The following is a 14,601-nucleotide window of genomic DNA, read 5'->3' as shown; positions in this document are numbered from 1 at the left end:
TCGGGGGCCCTTTTCATATGTCGCACTGCGACACCGGCGCACAGTGACCTGGGGCTTTACGACGGCGGTAAACGCGTTACCTTTCGGGTAACCGCATTTAAAGACACGCCTGACCAATGCCCTATACCTGGACCGACCCCCAAGACAGCCACCGCACCCTGACACTCTGGCCGCACCGGTCCCTGCCCCGGCGCGGGATGGCCGCCTTCATCCTGGCGACCTTCGTCATGATCCTGCTTCCGCTTTTCGCCGTGATCGGCACGGCGGTGCTCTGGGGGTTGCTGCCCTTCCTGATGGCGGCGGTCGGGGCGGTCTGGTGGGGATTGGAGCGCAGCTATCGCGACGCCAATATCATCGAGGAGCTGACGCTGGATCCCGGCCATATCCATCTGACCCGGACCAACCCGAAGGGCGACCGGCAGGAATGGGACTGCAACTGCTACTGGGCACGGGCTGAACTGCATCCGCTGGGTGGACCTGTGCCGAATTACGTCACCCTTACGGGCAACGGCCGCACGGTCGAAATCGGCGCCTTCCTGTCAGAGGATGAGCGCAAGGACCTGTTCACCGAACTCTGCGAGGCGTTGCGCCGCTACAAATCAGAGGCGCCCGCCTGAAACCGGCACAGGAAAACCGGCGCCTGACCCCGGTTCGGGCGCACAGGCAGCCGACCGTGCCTTAGCTCAGACGTGTCTTGATCATCGGGCCAACGGTGCCGAAATCCATCTGGCCCGTATACTTGCCCTTCAGCTCGCCCATGACCTTGCCCATGTCGCGGATCGACGTGGCGCCGGTTGTGGCGATTGCGTCCGACACGGCCTCCTCGATCTCGGCGGGGGACAGCTGCCGCGGCAGGAATTCCTCGATCACGGCGATCTCGGCGCGCTCGCGCTCTGCCAGGTCGACACGTCCGCCTTCTTCATAGGCGCGCACGCTTTCCATGCGTTGCTTGGACATCTTGCCAAGGATCGCCAGAACCTCTGCATCCCCGACACCTGCGGAATCACTGTCACCGCGCACCGCGATGTCGCGGTCCTTGATGGCGGCGTTGATCAGTCGCAGCGTGGACAGACGGTCAACCGCCTTGTCCTTCATGGCTTGTTTGAGGGCCGCGTTGACCCTGTCGCGCATATCCATTCTGCTCATCCCAAGCTTTGTCACAGAGCAGACACATAGTATGTCCCGCCAAAAGGGGCAACCGTCCTGCCCTTCCGGGCGGGTCTGTTTTCACAGGCGGCCGGGGATGACTTTGCGGCACGCTGGCCCTTGACCATCAGGGGTGCTGGCCGTACACCTCCGCCAATTTGCCCGTGCCCAGCCCGGGCGGTTCCGGGGGGCTGCCTGTCCGCATCCGATGCCGCCTGACCCGCCGCGCATGTCGCGACCGCTGCCCATAGCCGTTTAGCCGAACCGGAGACGCCAGATGCCCCACACCAACGCCCCCCGCCCCACGGCCTGCCTTGCGCTTGCAGACGGGACGCTGTTCTACGGTCGCGGCTTCGGCGCCACCGGCGAAACCCAGGCGGAACTGTGCTTCAACACCGCCATGACCGGCTACCAGGAAATCATGACAGACCCGTCCTATGCCGGGCAGGTCGTGACATTCACCTTCCCCCATGTCGGCAATGTCGGCGTGAACCCGGATGATGACGAAACCGCCGATCCCGTGGCGGCGGGCATGGTCGTGAAATGGGACCCGACCGAACCCAGCAACTGGCGCGCGGCCGAACATCTGACCACATGGCTGGAAAAGCGCGGCCGCATCGCGATCGGCGGCGTCGATACGCGCCGCCTGACCCGCGCGATCCGCCAGCAGGGCGCACCGCATGTGGCGCTGGCCCATAACCCGGATGGCGTCTTCGACATCGCGGCCCTGGTCGCTCGCGCGCGCGCCTTTCCCGGCCTCAAGGGGCTGGACCTGGCCAAGGACGTGACCTGCGCGCAATCCTATCGCTGGGACGAGATGCGTTGGGCCTGGCCACAGGGCTACACGCGCCTGGCGGACCCGAAATTCAAGGTCGTGGCCGTGGATTACGGCGCCAAGCGCAATATCCTGCGCTGCCTGGCCTCGGTCGGTTGCGATGTGACCGTGCTGCCCGCGACGGCGACCGCAGAAGACGTCATGGCCCATAATCCCGATGGTGTATTCCTGTCCAACGGTCCGGGCGATCCGGCCGCGACAGGGGCCTATGCCGTGCCGATGATCCAGGGTGTATTGCAGCATGATCTGCCGGTCTTCGGCATCTGCCTGGGGCACCAGATGCTGGCACTGGCGCTGGGGGCAGAGACCATAAAGATGAACCACGGGCATCACGGCGCCAACCATCCGGTCAAGGACCTCGAGACAGGCAAGGTGGAGATCACCTCGATGAACCACGGGTTCGCCGTTGACAGCCAGACCCTGCCCAAGGGCGTGCTGGAAACCCATGTGTCGTTGTTCGACGGGTCGAACTGCGGGATTCGCATGGCGGACCGGCCGGTTTTCTCGGTGCAATACCACCCCGAGGCCAGCCCCGGCCCGCAGGACAGTTTCTACCTGTTCGAGCGTTTCGCGGCCCATATGGCAGAGCGAGCGGAAAACCGCGTCGGTTAATCGCCTGTTAAGGCAGGATTAACTAATACTTGCGATCCTTTCGCCAGAAGCACGTGACATGTCTGGTCCGTGCCACAGATGGCTTGGGGAACGCTCATGTTGTTCTGGACCAGCGGGGACCCACCCGCCACGGCGCAGGAGGCGCTGCCGCGCGACGAGATGCTGCGCGCGGCCACAAGGCCTGCCGGACCATCCGTCTTGCCGCGCGGCCGCGTCCGGCCCGACCTTGGGCGCTACCTGGTGGACCGCAGACTGGTCAGCGTGGGCCAGATGCTAAGCGTCAGGGCGCAGATGCGCCGCGACAACAGCAGCCTTGCGGCAATCGCGCTGAACGAGGGCTGGCTGACGGCTGATCAACTGCTGCAGGCGCGGGCCGATTGCTTCGCTCTAAGGCAGGTGGACCTGATGCAGCAACCGCCCGACCCCGCCCTGGCGCGCGAACTTGATCCGGCGACCTGCCTGCGGCTGGGCATGATGCCATGGCGCGAAACCGAAACTGGCATCATCCTGATGGCGACGGCCCGCCCCGAGGATTTTGCCGATCAGGCGCCGGACCTGCCCGCCCCCTTCCATTGCGCCAGCCCGGTTCTGGTCGATCCTGCCAACCTTGAGGCGGCAATCGCCCAGCAGTGGCGGGACGAGATGAGGCAAGCCGCATTGACGCGGGTGCCCGCCGATGAAAGCTGCCGGGGATGGGCGGTGCGATCACCCTGGCGCAAACTGGCGATGGGGACCGCCGTGTTGAGCCTGCTGATGCTGGTCCTGGTCTATCCTGTGGCGGTCTTTGCCGTGCTTGCAGCCTGGGCGATGGCGACACTGGCCGTGGCGGCCCTGCACAAGGCTGCCGCCGTGCTGGCCTTTTTGACCGCGCGCGGCCCCTTGCAGGACATCGCGCCCCATCCCGGCCCCGCCGTGCCGGATATGCAGCCCTTGTCCGCCCATCAGGCCAGCCGCCCTGTCGTCACGATCCTGGTGCCGCTTTACCGTGAACCCGAAGTCGCCGACATCCTGATCCGGCGGCTGGAAAGGCTGCAATATCCCAAGGCCCTGCTGGACGTTCTTCTGATCCTTGAGGAAAACGATCACGTGACATCCACTGCGCTGGCGCAGGTCGCCTTGCCGCATTGGATGCGGGTCATCCCCGTGCCGGATGGCCAGCCCCGGACGAAACCGCGTGCGATGAACTATGCGCTGGATTTTGCGCGCGGCCAGATCATCGGGATCTATGATGCCGAAGACGCGCCCGATCCCGACCAGATCGACCGGGTTGTCGCTCGCTTTGCATCGGCGCCACCGGATCTGGTCTGCCTGCAGGGCGTGCTGGATTACTATAATCCGCGCCAGAACTGGCTGGCGCGCTGCTTTACTATCGAATACGCGGCCTGGTTCCGGGTGATGATGCCCGGCATGGCGCGGCTTGGCTTTGCGATACCGCTGGGCGGGACAACCCTGTTCTTCCGACGTGACGCGCTGGACCGGTTGGGGGGCTGGGACGCCCATAACGTGACCGAAGATGCCGATCTGGGGTTTCGTCTGGCGCGACACGGCTACCGGACCGAAATGATCGCCACCACCACCGGAGAGGAGGCCAATTGCCACCCCCTGCCCTGGGTCAAGCAACGCTCGCGCTGGCTGAAGGGATATATGGTCACCTACTTGGTGCATATGCGAAGGCCCGTGTTGCTTTTCCGGCAGCTGGGGGCCTGGCGTTTCCTGGGCTACCAGACCCATTTCATCACGGCGCTCTCGCAATTCCTGCTGGCGCCGGTCTTGTGGTCTTTCTGGCTGGTGCTGCTGGGCCTGCCGCATCCGCTGGACGGGCTGATCCCCGAAGGGCCGCTGATCGCGATGGCGCGGCTTTTCCTGATGGTCGAGCTTCTGACCATTGCGACCGGATTGCTGGCAGTGTCCGGCCCGGCCCATCGGCACCTGCTGTTCTGGGTGCCGACGCTGCATTTCTATTTTCCGCTGGGCGTGCTGGCGGCCTACAAGGCGCTCTATGAGCTGATCTTTGCGCCCTTTTTCTGGGACAAGACCATGCATGGCCATTCGTTGCAGGCCCGTCCGCGTCGCAGCCTGCTGGCGCGGGCGTTCACTCGACGCTCTTGAGGGTGCCGCTATCCAGCTTGAGCCGGGTCACGAAGGCCTTGGAGATATGGTCCTTCAGCGCCTGGTAGGCCGCCATTTCATCGCGGTTCTCGATCGCGGTCACGATGGCGCTGTGCTCGGCCAGGGCGACTTCGCCCCGCCCCTCGGCCGCCAGCGAAGTGGTGGCCATCAGGGCCATCGACCGATGGACAAGGTCCAGCTGCTGAACAAGGTAGCGGTTATGCGAGGCCAGGTGGATCTGCTTGTGAAAGCGCCGGTTCGCGCGGGCCAGACCCTTGGGATTGCCCAGCAGGGCCTGATCCGCCTCGACCATGTCGCGCAGCACGCGGGCCTCCTCGGCGGTGGCATGGCGGGCAGCCAGACGCGCGGCCAGCCCTTCCAGTTCGGCGCGCACCACGTAAAGTTCGCTCAGCTGGTTGTGATCCAGCGAGGCCACGATCAGGCTGCGCCCGTCCCGCGTCAGCAGCGACTGCGTTTCCAGCCGTTGCAACGCTTCGCGGATCGGTGTGCGCGACACGCCGAAGCGTTCGGCCAGTTCGCTTTCCACAAGGCGGTCACCGGGGCGGTAGATACCGGTGTCGATCGCTTCCAGGATCAGGGTATAGGCGTCTTTCTGCACCGGCTTGAGGTCCTTCATCCGTGGCGTCTCCTTGTTCATGGCGCCAGACTATCGCCCTGCCACCCCGACAGGCAAGGCGCAACTGTTGCAGCCGACTGATCAGAGGGGTAGCGTCGCGCCATGGCAAAGCAGCATTTCACCCATGTCACCGCCTGGGTCTTCGACCTGGACAACACGCTCTACCCGCCGCAGGCGCGCCTTTTCGACCAGATCGAGGTGCGCATGACCCAATTCGTCATGGATGCGCTGGGTGTGGACCAGGCCCGCGCCAACCACCTGCGTAGCCATTACTGGAAAACCTATGGCACCACGCTGGCGGGTTTGATGCGCGAACATGACGTGGATCCGGGGCCGTACCTGACCCATGTGCACGACATCTCGCTGGATCACCTGGAGGTGGATCACGATCTGGCCGCGCATATCCGCGCCCTTCCGGGGCGCAAGATCGTCTACACAAATGGTTGCGGCCCCTATGCGGAGCGGGTGATTGCCGCCCGTGGCCTGTCGGGGCTGTTCGATGCGGTCTACGGGGTCGAACATGCGGATTTCCTGCCCAAACCGGAAGCCAAGGCCTTTGCCACCATCTTTTCGCGCGACGGGCTGGATCCCGGACGGGCAGCCATGTTCGAGGATGATCAGCGCAACCTGGCCGCCCCGCATGCCATGGGCATGCGTACGGTCCATGTGGCGCCCGACCCGCATGTGGGCGACCACATCCACCATCACACCGACGATCTGACCGGTTTTCTGGGCCGCCTGACCTGAAGCCTGCGTCACCTCGCCGCGCTGCGGCAATAGGCAGCTTTGATCCTCTCGCCGCGTTCCTATCTGTGCAGCAGGCGGCTATCCGCGCCCTCCCATGATGCAGAGAAGACAGGACCCCAGTTCATGAGCAAGATCGACCCCACACTCGTTGCCGACACCGGCGTCATGCTGGCGCAGCCCGGCCATGCAGATCAGGACAAAGCCGCGACAAGCCCGGACAGGCTGATCCTGATGATCACGCTTTTCGGTGTCATCCTGTGGGGTCTGTCCGTAGCGGCCTTTGGCATTCCGGGCCTCTACATCCCGGCGCTGGCCGCTGTGCCGGTGATCTGGACGATCTTGATCCTGATCACCCGGGGATGACGGAATGCCGCTTGGACCTTTGCCCCGACCCGCCTAGATAGATTGGCAGGAGGCCAGAGCATGCGGCAGTTCGACTACGATATCCTTGTGTCCGGCGGCGGTGTCGCCGGTCTTACCGCGGCGGCGGTCTTTGGCAGCGCAGGTTTCTCGGTGCTCTGCGTCGATCCCGCGCCGCCGATCACCGACCGCGATGCGACCGGCGCAGATCTGCGGACGACCGCCTTTCTGCAACCGGCACAGGCGCTGCTGGACCGCGCGGGGCTTTGGACGCGGCTTGCCCCGCATGCGACCGACCTGCAGATCATGCGGATCGTGGATGCGGGCGGACCCGTGGCCGAGCCGCGCCTGACCCGGGACTTCAACGCCGCCGACATCTCGGACAAGCCCTTTGGCTGGAATCTGCCGAACTGGCTGCTGCGCCGCGAAATGGTGGCGCGCCTTGCCGACCTGCCGAGGGTCACGTTCAGACCGGGTGTCGGGGTCGCATCGGTTTTCACCCGCCAAGCCGAAGCGCGCGTGGGTCTGAGCGATGGCGCGACCGCACGTGTGCGGCTTGTCATTGCGGCTGACGGGCGGACCTCACCCGTGCGCGAGGCGATGGGTGTGCCGGTGAAAACGACCCGCTACGGGCAGAAGGCATTGGCCTTCGCCGTGACCCATCCCATCCCGCATGACAATGTCTCGACCGAGATCCACCGTTCAGGCGGACCTTTCACGCTGGTGCCCCTGCCCGATTACAACGGCATGCCCTCGTCCGCCGTGGTCTGGATGGAACAGGGGCCAGAGGTGCTGCGCCTGGCCGCCCTTCCGCAGGAGGCTTTCGAGGCCGAGATGAACGCCCGCTCGTGTTTTCTCTATGGTCCGCTGACGCTGGCCTCGCGCCGTACGGTCTGGCCGATCATCAGCCAGCTGGCGGAACGGATGTATGCCGAACGCGTGGCCCTTGTGGCCGAGGCCGCCCATGTGGTGCCCCCCATCGGCGCACAGGGTCTGAACATGAGCCTTGGCGACATGCGCGTGCTGCTGGAACTGGCCGAGGCGGCCCCCGAACGTCTGGGCGATACCGCCATGCTGGAGACGTTTCACAAGCGCCGGCACGCGGAGGTGCGCGCCCGCGTTGCGGGAATCGACCTGCTCAACCGCGCCTCGATGATGGCCGCACAGCCCCTGCGTGATCTGCGCGCCACCGGGTTGAACGCGATCTATTCCATGGCCCCGGTGCGGCGCACGATGATGCAGATGGGCCTGGGCGCGAAAGTCTGACATCCGCGCCAGACGCCCCGTCGGATGCCTCCGGCGGGGATATTTTAAGCAAGAAGAAGCCGCCGGATCCATTTCGGCAAAAGCTGCCAGGCTGTGTCGATCGGCGGTTGCGAGCATCCGGAAGCCGGGGGCCTACAGAACCTTGTCGATCACGGCCTTCAATCGCGCCAGCGTGGCGGGCACATCGTAGAGCTTGTCCAACCCGAAAAGCCCCAGCCGGAACGTGCGGAAGCCTGCAGGCTCGTCGCATTGCAGCGGCACACCGGCCGCGATCTGCATGCCAAGCGCCGCGAATTTCTTGCCGTTCTGGATGTCGGGATCATCGGTATAGCTGACCACGACGCCGGGCGCGCCGAAACCTGCGGCGGCCACGGAAACCACGCCCTTGTCGGCCAGCATCTTGCGCACGCCATTGCCCAGGTCCCATTGCGCCTGGCGCAGCCTTTCGAACCCGTAGTCACGGGTTTCCAGCATCGTGTCGCGGAAGGCGCGCAGGGCGTCCGTGGGCATGGTGGCGTGATAGGCATGACCGCCACCCTCGTAGGTCTGCATGATGGTGTACCATTTCTTCAGATCCACCGCGAAACTATCGCTTTGCGTATGCTCCAACCGGTCGATGGCGCGCTGCGACAGCATTACAAGGCCCGCGGACGGCGAGGCCGACCATCCCTTTTGCGGGGCCGAGATCAGCACATCGACACCCGTTGCCTTCATATCGACCCAGGCGCAACCGCTGGCGATGCAATCCAGCACCATCAGCGCGCCCACCTCATGCGCGGCGCCGGCCAGCGCGGTGATGTAATCATCCGGCAGGATCAGACCCGCGGATGTTTCCACATGGGGCGCAAAGACCACATCGGGTTTTGCCTCGCGAATGGCGGCCGTCACCTCGTCGATGGGGGCGGGCGCGAAGGGGGCGGTCACGCCATTGCCGGTCTGGCGCGCCTTGAACACGGTTGTCTGTGCCGTGAACCGGCCCGCATCGAAAATCTGGCTCCAGCGGTAGGAGAACCAGCCGTTTCTCACCACAAGCGCGTGGGCGTCATGGGCGAACTGGCGCGCCACAGCCTCCATCGCGTAGGTGCCGCCGCCGGGCACCAGCGCCACGCCATCGGCGTTATAGACGTCTTTCAGCATGCCCGAGATATCGCGCATCACCTGCTGGAAGCTTGCGCTCATGTGGTTGAGCGACCGGTCGGTGAAGACGACCGAGAATTCCAGCAACCCGTCCGGGTCCACGGTGTTCAACAGGGCATTCATGGGGCTTTCCTCCGACAGGTTTTCCAAGGGGTAGCGCGGCGCGGCGCCAAAGGCAAAGCCCCATTCGTCGCGCCCTCACAGAGGGCCGGGGCGGCGTTCCTCGGACAAAAGCACATTCGCCTCGACATCGCCCACCCCCGGAAGGGTCATGATCCTGCGGCGCAGCACGCGTTCAAAGTCGGAAATGTCGCGCGCCACGACTCGCAAGCGGTAGTCATAAAGCCCCAGGATATGTTCGACCGTCTGCACCTCGGGGATGGCGGTCACGGCGCGTTCGAAATCCTCAAGACTGACGCGGCCCTTTGTGGCCAGTTTCACGCCAAGGAAAACGGTTACGCCAAAGCCCAGCCGTTCATGATCCAGCACAAGCCGGCGGCCCTTGATCACGCCCGCCTCCTGCAAGCGCTTGATGCGCCGCCAGGCTGCGGGCTGCGACAGGCCAAGCCGCCGCCCCAGCGCGCCCGCGCTCAGGGTCGCATCCGCCGCCAGCGCCCGCAGGATCGCGCGATCGGTCTCGTCCAGATCGGTGAGGGACAGGGTGGTCATACCGGCAGCACCTCATCCGACTTGATGCGCGCGACATGCATCAGCGCCTCGATATCCGCGATATGCGGCAGGGTCAGGATACGGCTGCGATAGAGCTGCTGATAATGGGGCATGTCCCGCGCGATCACCGAGAGCCGCAGATCGACGCGGCCCAGAAAGGTCTGGATCTCCAGCACCTCGGGGATCTCGCGCGCGCCGGCAAGGAAGTCGTCGAAGGCCCGCGTCACCGTCTTGTCTAGGGTGATGCGCAAACTGACTTCGACCGCATAGCCAAGCGCCTGCCAGTCGATCACCGCCTGTTGCCCCTTGAGGATGCCGCGCGCGGCCAGCCGTTCCAGCCGCCGCCAGCACGTCGCCTGCGTGACCCCGGCCCGTTCGGCCAGTTCGGCCGTACCCAGTTCCGGATCGGCCTGGAAATGGCGCAGGATGCGCCGGTCAGTGTCATCAAGCATGATTTATGCACCATTTTCCAAAATACGAATGATCTTTCACCGTTCCTTCAAATACTCATAAAAAACGAAAACACAATGAGCAAGGGATCGCTAATGTCGCGGCCAGAGCAAGACTCGACGGATCAATATGAAAGGATCATCTCATGCGCGTGTATTATGACCGTGATTGCGACATCAACCTGATCAAGGACAAGAAAGTGGCCATCCTGGGCTACGGCAGCCAGGGCCATGCCCATGCGCTGAACCTGCGCGATTCCGGCGCCAAGAACCTGGTCGTCGCCCTGCGCGAGGGCTCGCCCTCGGCCAAGAAAGCCGAAGGCGAGGGCCTGAAGGTCATGGGCATCGCCGAAGCCGCCGCCTGGGCTGACCTGATCATGTTCACCATGCCCGACGAACTGCAGGCCGCAACCTACAAGCAGTATGTGCATGACAATATCCGCGAAGGCGCCGCGATTGCCTTTGCCCATGGCCTGAACGTGCATTTCGGCCTGATCGAGCCGAAGCCCGGCGTCGACGTCATCATGATGGCCCCCAAGGGCCCCGGCCACACCGTGCGCGGCGAATACACCAAAGGCGGCGGCGTGCCCTGCCTGGTCGCGGTGCATAATGACGCATCGGGCAAGGCGCTGGAAATCGGGCTGTCCTATTGCTCGGCCATCGGTGGCGGCCGCTCCGGCATCATCGAGACGAACTTCCGCGAAGAATGCGAAACCGACCTCTTCGGCGAACAGGCCGTGCTGTGCGGTGGCCTGGTCGAACTGATCCGGATGGGCTTCGAGACCCTGGTCGAAGCCGGCTATGCGCCTGAAATGGCCTATTTCGAGTGTCTGCACGAGGTCAAGCTGATCGTCGACCTGATCTATGAGGGCGGCATCGCCAACATGAACTACTCGATCTCGAACACGGCCGAGTATGGCGAATATGTCAGCGGCCCGCGCATCCTGCCCTATGACGAGACCAAGGCAAAGATGAAGGCGGTTCTGACCGACATCCAGAACGGCAAGTTCGTGCGTGACTTCATGCTGGAAAACGCCGTGGGCCAGCCGTCCTTCAAAGCGACACGCCGCCTGAACGACGAGCACCAGATCGAAAAGGTCGGCGAGCAGCTGCGCGCCATGATGCCCTGGATCTCGGCCGGCAAGATGGTCGACAAGTCGAAGAACTGATCCTCACGCAGAGAATCGGATTCGCGGCGCAAGCCGCTGAAATCAGGGGCGTTCCGATACGGGGCGCCCCTTTTCCATGGGGGCGGTGGACATTGCGCGCGCGGCATGGTTAGTGCCGCCGCATGGCACAACATCCCACCGCTGCGAACTGGGCTTCGATCGGCCTTCTGGGCCTTGTCTGGGGCGGCACCTTCATGGTGGTCTCCGTCGCCTTGCGCGACTATGGCCCGCTGACGGTGGCCTGTGCCCGCACCACGCTTGGCGCCATGGTGCTGATCCTGCTGATGCGGGTCATGGGACGGCGCTGGCCGACCGGCGATCTGCGGCTCTGGGGGTATCTGGCGGCGATCGGCCTGTTGTCGACCGCGCTGCCCTTCTTCCTGCTCAGCTGGGGCCAGCAGCATGTGCCTTCGGCCTTTGCGGGCATTTCAATGGCGGCCCTGCCCCTGTTCGTGCTGCCGTTGGCGCATGTCTTCGCGGACGAGCCGCTGACGCTGCGGCGCACTGCCGGGGTCATTGTCGGCTTTATCGGGGCTGCGGTGCTGATCGGTCCGGGTGTCTTTGCGGAAAACGGGGACATGGCCGCATGGGGGCAATTGTCCTGCGTCGGCGCGGCCCTGTCCTATGCGGTGGCCGCGATCCTGACGCGGCGTTGCCCCCCGATCGACCCGGTGGTGCTATCCACGATCACGCTGGTCGTGGGGGCCGTGGTGCTGATCCCGGCCATGCTGACGATCGAGGGCGTGCCGGGCTGGGCCGGGCAGACAAGCGGGCTTGCGATCCTGTTCCTGGGGCTGATGCCCACGGCGCTGGCGGCGCTGCTGCGGGTGCAGGTGATCCGCAGCGCGGGGCCGGTTTTCATGACGCTGGTCAATTACCAGGTGCCGCTATGGTCCATGGCCTTCGGCGCGCTGGTTTTGTCCGAAGCGCTGCCGTTGCGTTTCTTCGTGGCGCTGGCGCTCATCCTGACGGGCCTGGCGCTGAGCCAATGGGGCGCCCTGATGCGGATGTTCGGACGGGGTTGAGGCCGCGTGCCCCCCGATGTGACTTGCCACTCACAAGCCTTTTCAATGACTTGTGCGCCGCAATTCACCGAACTTGCAGGATCAGACCGCCGCCTTGACCTCGGCGACGATCCCTTCGACCACCTGCAAAAGAAGCGCTTCATCCTCGCATTCGGCCATGACGCGCACCAGGGGTTCGGTACCTGATTTGCGGATCAGCAGGCGGCCCTTGCCGATCAGCGCGGCCTCGGCCGCAGCGATGGCCTTTTGCACGGATGCCGCCTCAAGCGGGGTTTGCCCTTCTGCGTAACGGACATTCTGCAATAGCTGGGGCACTTTTTCGAAGCTGCCGGTCAGGGCAGAGGCCGGTTGCCCGGTACGCACCATTTCGGCCAGAAACTGCAGGCCCGCCATCAACCCGTCGCCCGTGGTGGCATAATCCGTCATCACGATATGGCCCGACTGTTCACCGCCAAGGTTGAAGCCGCCCGCGCGCATCCGTTCGACCACGTAGCGGTCACCCACGCCGGTACGTTCCAACCGCAGGCCACGCGCCGTCAGAAACCGCTCCAGCCCGAGGTTCGACATCACGGTGGCCACCAGCGCATTGCCTTTCAGGCGCCCCTCATCGGCCCAGCGGGCCGCCAGCAGCGCCATGATCTGGTCGCCATCGGCCACATGGCCCTTTTCGTCGATCAGGATCACCCGGTCGGCATCACCGTCCAGACAAATGCCCAGATCGGCGCCATGGGCCACCACGGTTTCAGCCGCCACACGCGGCTTGGTCGAGCCGCAATCCAGGTTGATGTTGCGCCCGTCAGGGGTGACCCCCACAGGGATCACATCGGCGCCCAGTTCCCACAGAACCTCGGGGGCGGCGCGGTAGGCGGCCCCGTTGGCGCAGTCAATCACCACCTTGATCCCATCCAGCCGCATTCCGGCCGGAAAGGTGGATTTCACCCGTTCGACATAGCGAAACCGGCCATCGTCGATCCGCTTGGCGCGCCCGATATTCTGCGCCTTGGCCGGTTCCACCCCCTGTTCGATCAGTTGCTCGATCTCGGCCTCGGCCTCATCCGACAGCTTGAACCCATCGGGTCCGAAGAACTTGATCCCATTGTCTGACGCGGGATTGTGGCTGGCCGAAATCATGACACCCAGATCCGCGCGCATCGACGGCGTCAGCAGACCCACCGCAGGCGTCGGCACCGGCCCCAGCAACAACACGTTCATGCCGGTCGAGGTCAGACCCGCCGTCAGCGCGTTCTCGAACATGTAGCCCGACAGGCGCGTATCCTTGCCGATCACGACCCGGTGCACGGTGCTGCCACCGTCACGGCGGAAATACCGGCCCACGGCGGCCCCGATACGCAGCGCCATCTCGGCGGTCATCGGATGGACATTGGCGGTGCCGCGCACCCCATCGGTCCCGAACAGCTTACGCGTCATCAGTGGTTCCTCTTGTTGCGGCCTGCCACAGGGTCAGGGCCGATCGCGTGGCGAAGACGTCATGCACGCGCAGAATCTGGACCCCTTGCGCCGCGGCGGCAAGGGCCACGGCGACCGACCCATGCACACGGTCCGCCACATCGGGGGCCTGCCCCAGGGTCGCGATGAATTTCTTGCGCGACGCCCCCAGCAGGACCGGACAGCCCAGGGCATGAAACAGGCCGATCCGCGCCAGCAGGGCAAGGTTATGGGCCTGCGTCTTGCCAAATCCGATGCCCGGATCGACGATGATGCACCCCCGCGGGATGCCCTGCCCCGCAAGTGCCGCGATGCGGCCTTCCAGAAAATCATAGACATCCAGCAGCACGTCATCATAACGCGGATTGGCTTGCATGGTCTGCGGATCGCCCTGTGCATGCATGACGCAGACGGGCAGGCCATCAGCGGCGCAATAGCCTGCCAGCGCCGGATCAAAGGTGAAGCCCGAGACATCGTTGACCAGATCCGCCCCGGCGGCAATGGCCGCGCGGGCCACGGCGGTCTTGCGCGTGTCAATCGAGATGGGCAGGCCCAGACCGGCCGCGCGCAGGGCGGCGATCACCGGGGCGGTGCGCGCGATCTCATCTTCGGGGGCCACGGTCAGGGCGCCGGGGCGGGTGGATTCGCCGCCCACGTCGATGATATCGGCCCCCTGCCCCTGCATCACGCGGGCATGGGCCAGTGCTGCCTCTGGCGCGTCGTGCTGTCCGCCATCGGTGAAACTGTCGGGCGTCACGTTCAGGATGCCCATGATGTTCACGCGCCCCATGTCCAGACCCGCAACGGGCGCGCGGGGTGCGGTCAGGCGCGCCAGCACCTCGGCCGGGGCATCCTGCGCCCGGATCACCCGCGGGGCTGCGTTGCGCGACAGGATCTCGACCCGGTCGAACAGCAGCGCCCCCCCGGCCAGCGGCAGGGCATCAGCGGGACGTTCCGGCCCGGTCAGGACAAGAGGGCGAACATAGGGCGTCAT

15 protein-coding genes are annotated in these 14,601 nt (G+C 64.8%); 8 read left to right on the top strand and 7 right to left on the bottom strand.

Translation table 11 applies throughout. The features are described 5' to 3' along the window. The first annotated feature begins 116 nt into the window (after window positions 1-116). Complete coding sequence (locus tag ACFQ3C_RS05535) at window positions 117-617, top strand: DUF2244 domain-containing protein (protein WP_380789485.1); 501 nt, start codon at window positions 117-119, stop codon at window positions 615-617. Window positions 618-678: 61 nt separating this feature from the next. On the opposite strand, the gene ACFQ3C_RS05530 is transcribed toward ACFQ3C_RS05535, so the two are convergent. Next, window positions 679-1,137, bottom strand: a complete 459-nt coding sequence (locus ACFQ3C_RS05530; RefSeq protein WP_380789816.1) for a GatB/YqeY domain-containing protein — start codon at window positions 1,135-1,137, stop codon at window positions 679-681. A 286-nt stretch (window positions 1,138-1,423) separates the two neighbouring features. Here ACFQ3C_RS05530 and carA point away from each other — a divergent pair, with 286 nt between their 5' ends. Next, window positions 1,424-2,593: a glutamine-hydrolyzing carbamoyl-phosphate synthase small subunit gene (carA, locus tag ACFQ3C_RS05525; RefSeq protein ID WP_380789484.1), complete on the top strand. Its 1,170-nt coding sequence runs from the start codon at window positions 1,424-1,426 to the stop codon at window positions 2,591-2,593. Window positions 2,594-2,689: 96 nt separating this feature from the next. Then, window positions 2,690-4,702 (top strand): glycosyltransferase family 2 protein, encoded by a 2,013-nt coding sequence (locus tag ACFQ3C_RS05520; RefSeq protein ID WP_380789483.1) that lies wholly within the window; start codon window positions 2,690-2,692, stop codon window positions 4,700-4,702. Here the strand turns inward: ACFQ3C_RS05520 and ACFQ3C_RS05515 are convergent. Continuing rightward, on the bottom strand, window positions 4,686-5,360 hold the full coding sequence (locus ACFQ3C_RS05515) for a GntR family transcriptional regulator (RefSeq protein WP_380789482.1): 675 nt from the start codon (window positions 5,358-5,360) through the stop codon (window positions 4,686-4,688). The genes ACFQ3C_RS05520 and ACFQ3C_RS05515 overlap by 17 nt on opposite strands. An 81-nt stretch (window positions 5,361-5,441) precedes the next feature. On the opposite strand from ACFQ3C_RS05515, the gene ACFQ3C_RS05510 reads away from it, so the two are divergent. From ACFQ3C_RS05510 to ACFQ3C_RS05500, 3 genes are all read left to right on the top strand, one after another. Continuing rightward, the gene (locus tag ACFQ3C_RS05510; protein WP_380789481.1) at window positions 5,442-6,086 is read left to right on the top strand and encodes a pyrimidine 5'-nucleotidase; all 645 of its coding nucleotides are present in this window, start codon (window positions 5,442-5,444) and stop codon (window positions 6,084-6,086) included. 123 nt (window positions 6,087-6,209) lie between these two features. Continuing rightward, window positions 6,210-6,449: a hypothetical protein gene (locus tag ACFQ3C_RS05505; RefSeq protein ID WP_380789480.1), complete on the top strand. Its 240-nt coding sequence runs from the start codon at window positions 6,210-6,212 to the stop codon at window positions 6,447-6,449. 60 nt (window positions 6,450-6,509) lie between these two features. After that, the gene (locus ACFQ3C_RS05500; protein WP_380789479.1) at window positions 6,510-7,712 is read left to right on the top strand and encodes a UbiH/UbiF family hydroxylase; all 1,203 of its coding nucleotides are present in this window, start codon (window positions 6,510-6,512) and stop codon (window positions 7,710-7,712) included. 132 nt (window positions 7,713-7,844) lie between these two features. Here the strand turns inward: ACFQ3C_RS05500 and ACFQ3C_RS05495 are convergent, their stop codons facing one another. From ACFQ3C_RS05495 to ACFQ3C_RS05485, 3 genes are all read right to left on the bottom strand, one after another. Further along, window positions 7,845-8,972 carry an aminotransferase class V-fold PLP-dependent enzyme gene (locus ACFQ3C_RS05495; RefSeq protein ID WP_380789478.1) on the bottom strand — a complete coding sequence of 376 codons (1,128 nt, stop codon included), beginning with the start codon at window positions 8,970-8,972 and terminating at the stop codon, window positions 7,845-7,847. A gap of 75 nt (window positions 8,973-9,047) precedes the next feature. Then, window positions 9,048-9,518 carry an Lrp/AsnC family transcriptional regulator gene (locus ACFQ3C_RS05490; protein WP_380789477.1) on the bottom strand — a complete coding sequence of 157 codons (471 nt, stop codon included), beginning with the start codon at window positions 9,516-9,518 and terminating at the stop codon, window positions 9,048-9,050. Then, window positions 9,515-9,970 (bottom strand): Lrp/AsnC family transcriptional regulator, encoded by a 456-nt coding sequence (locus ACFQ3C_RS05485; protein WP_380789476.1) that lies wholly within the window; start codon window positions 9,968-9,970, stop codon window positions 9,515-9,517. The genes ACFQ3C_RS05490 and ACFQ3C_RS05485 overlap by 4 nt, the downstream gene beginning before the upstream one ends. Window positions 9,971-10,113: 143 nt before the next feature. Here ACFQ3C_RS05485 and ilvC point away from each other — a divergent pair, with 143 nt between their 5' ends. Both ilvC and ACFQ3C_RS05475 read left to right on the top strand, forming a co-directional pair. Next, window positions 10,114-11,136, top strand: coding sequence for a ketol-acid reductoisomerase (ilvC, locus tag ACFQ3C_RS05480; RefSeq protein ID WP_068290687.1), 1,023 nt, complete (start codon window positions 10,114-10,116; stop codon window positions 11,134-11,136). A gap of 122 nt (window positions 11,137-11,258) precedes the next feature. After that, window positions 11,259-12,161 (top strand): DMT family transporter, encoded by a 903-nt coding sequence (locus tag ACFQ3C_RS05475; RefSeq protein ID WP_380789475.1) that lies wholly within the window; start codon window positions 11,259-11,261, stop codon window positions 12,159-12,161. A gap of 81 nt (window positions 12,162-12,242) precedes the next feature. On the opposite strand, the gene glmM is transcribed toward ACFQ3C_RS05475, so the two are convergent. Then, complete coding sequence (gene glmM, locus ACFQ3C_RS05470; RefSeq protein ID WP_380789474.1) at window positions 12,243-13,589, bottom strand: phosphoglucosamine mutase; 1,347 nt, start codon at window positions 13,587-13,589, stop codon at window positions 12,243-12,245. Next, a complete protein-coding gene (folP, locus tag ACFQ3C_RS05465) occupies window positions 13,579-14,601 on the bottom strand; it encodes a dihydropteroate synthase (protein WP_380789473.1) in 1,023 nt (340 codons plus the stop codon). The genes glmM and folP overlap by 11 nt, the downstream gene beginning before the upstream one ends.

The sequence above is a fragment of the Seohaeicola saemankumensis genome (assembly GCF_042678485.1).
Lineage (GTDB): Bacteria > Pseudomonadota > Alphaproteobacteria > Rhodobacterales > Rhodobacteraceae > Seohaeicola > Seohaeicola saemankumensis.
This window is presented reverse-complemented; position numbering and strand designations above follow the sequence as displayed.

What these genes read in the sequence shown, in the direction of transcription:
- ACFQ3C_RS05510 (WP_380789481.1), top strand. Translation starts at nt 5,442, where the DNA reads ATGGCAAAGCAGCATTTCACCCATGTCACCGCCTGGGTCTTCGACCTG.
- ACFQ3C_RS05495 (WP_380789478.1), bottom strand. Translation starts at nt 8,972, where the DNA reads ATGAATGCCCTGTTGAACACCGTGGACCCGGACGGGTTGCTGGAATTC.
- ACFQ3C_RS05515 (WP_380789482.1), bottom strand. Translation starts at nt 5,360, where the DNA reads ATGAACAAGGAGACGCCACGGATGAAGGACCTCAAGCCGGTGCAGAAA.
- ACFQ3C_RS05520 (WP_380789483.1), top strand. Translation starts at nt 2,690, where the DNA reads ATGTTGTTCTGGACCAGCGGGGACCCACCCGCCACGGCGCAGGAGGCG.
- glmM (WP_380789474.1), bottom strand. Translation starts at nt 13,589, where the DNA reads ATGACGCGTAAGCTGTTCGGGACCGATGGGGTGCGCGGCACCGCCAAT.
- carA (WP_380789484.1), top strand. Translation starts at nt 1,424, where the DNA reads ATGCCCCACACCAACGCCCCCCGCCCCACGGCCTGCCTTGCGCTTGCA.
- ACFQ3C_RS05505 (WP_380789480.1), top strand. Translation starts at nt 6,210, where the DNA reads ATGAGCAAGATCGACCCCACACTCGTTGCCGACACCGGCGTCATGCTG.
- ilvC (WP_068290687.1), top strand. Translation starts at nt 10,114, where the DNA reads ATGCGCGTGTATTATGACCGTGATTGCGACATCAACCTGATCAAGGAC.
- folP (WP_380789473.1), bottom strand. Translation starts at nt 14,601, where the DNA reads ATGACGCCCTATGTTCGCCCTCTTGTCCTGACCGGGCCGGAACGTCCC.
- ACFQ3C_RS05475 (WP_380789475.1), top strand. Translation starts at nt 11,259, where the DNA reads ATGGCACAACATCCCACCGCTGCGAACTGGGCTTCGATCGGCCTTCTG.
- ACFQ3C_RS05500 (WP_380789479.1), top strand. Translation starts at nt 6,510, where the DNA reads ATGCGGCAGTTCGACTACGATATCCTTGTGTCCGGCGGCGGTGTCGCC.
- ACFQ3C_RS05490 (WP_380789477.1), bottom strand. Translation starts at nt 9,518, where the DNA reads ATGACCACCCTGTCCCTCACCGATCTGGACGAGACCGATCGCGCGATC.
- ACFQ3C_RS05485 (WP_380789476.1), bottom strand. Translation starts at nt 9,970, where the DNA reads ATGCTTGATGACACTGACCGGCGCATCCTGCGCCATTTCCAGGCCGAT.
- ACFQ3C_RS05530 (WP_380789816.1), bottom strand. Translation starts at nt 1,137, where the DNA reads ATGGATATGCGCGACAGGGTCAACGCGGCCCTCAAACAAGCCATGAAG.
- ACFQ3C_RS05535 (WP_380789485.1), top strand. Translation starts at nt 117, where the DNA reads ATGCCCTATACCTGGACCGACCCCCAAGACAGCCACCGCACCCTGACA.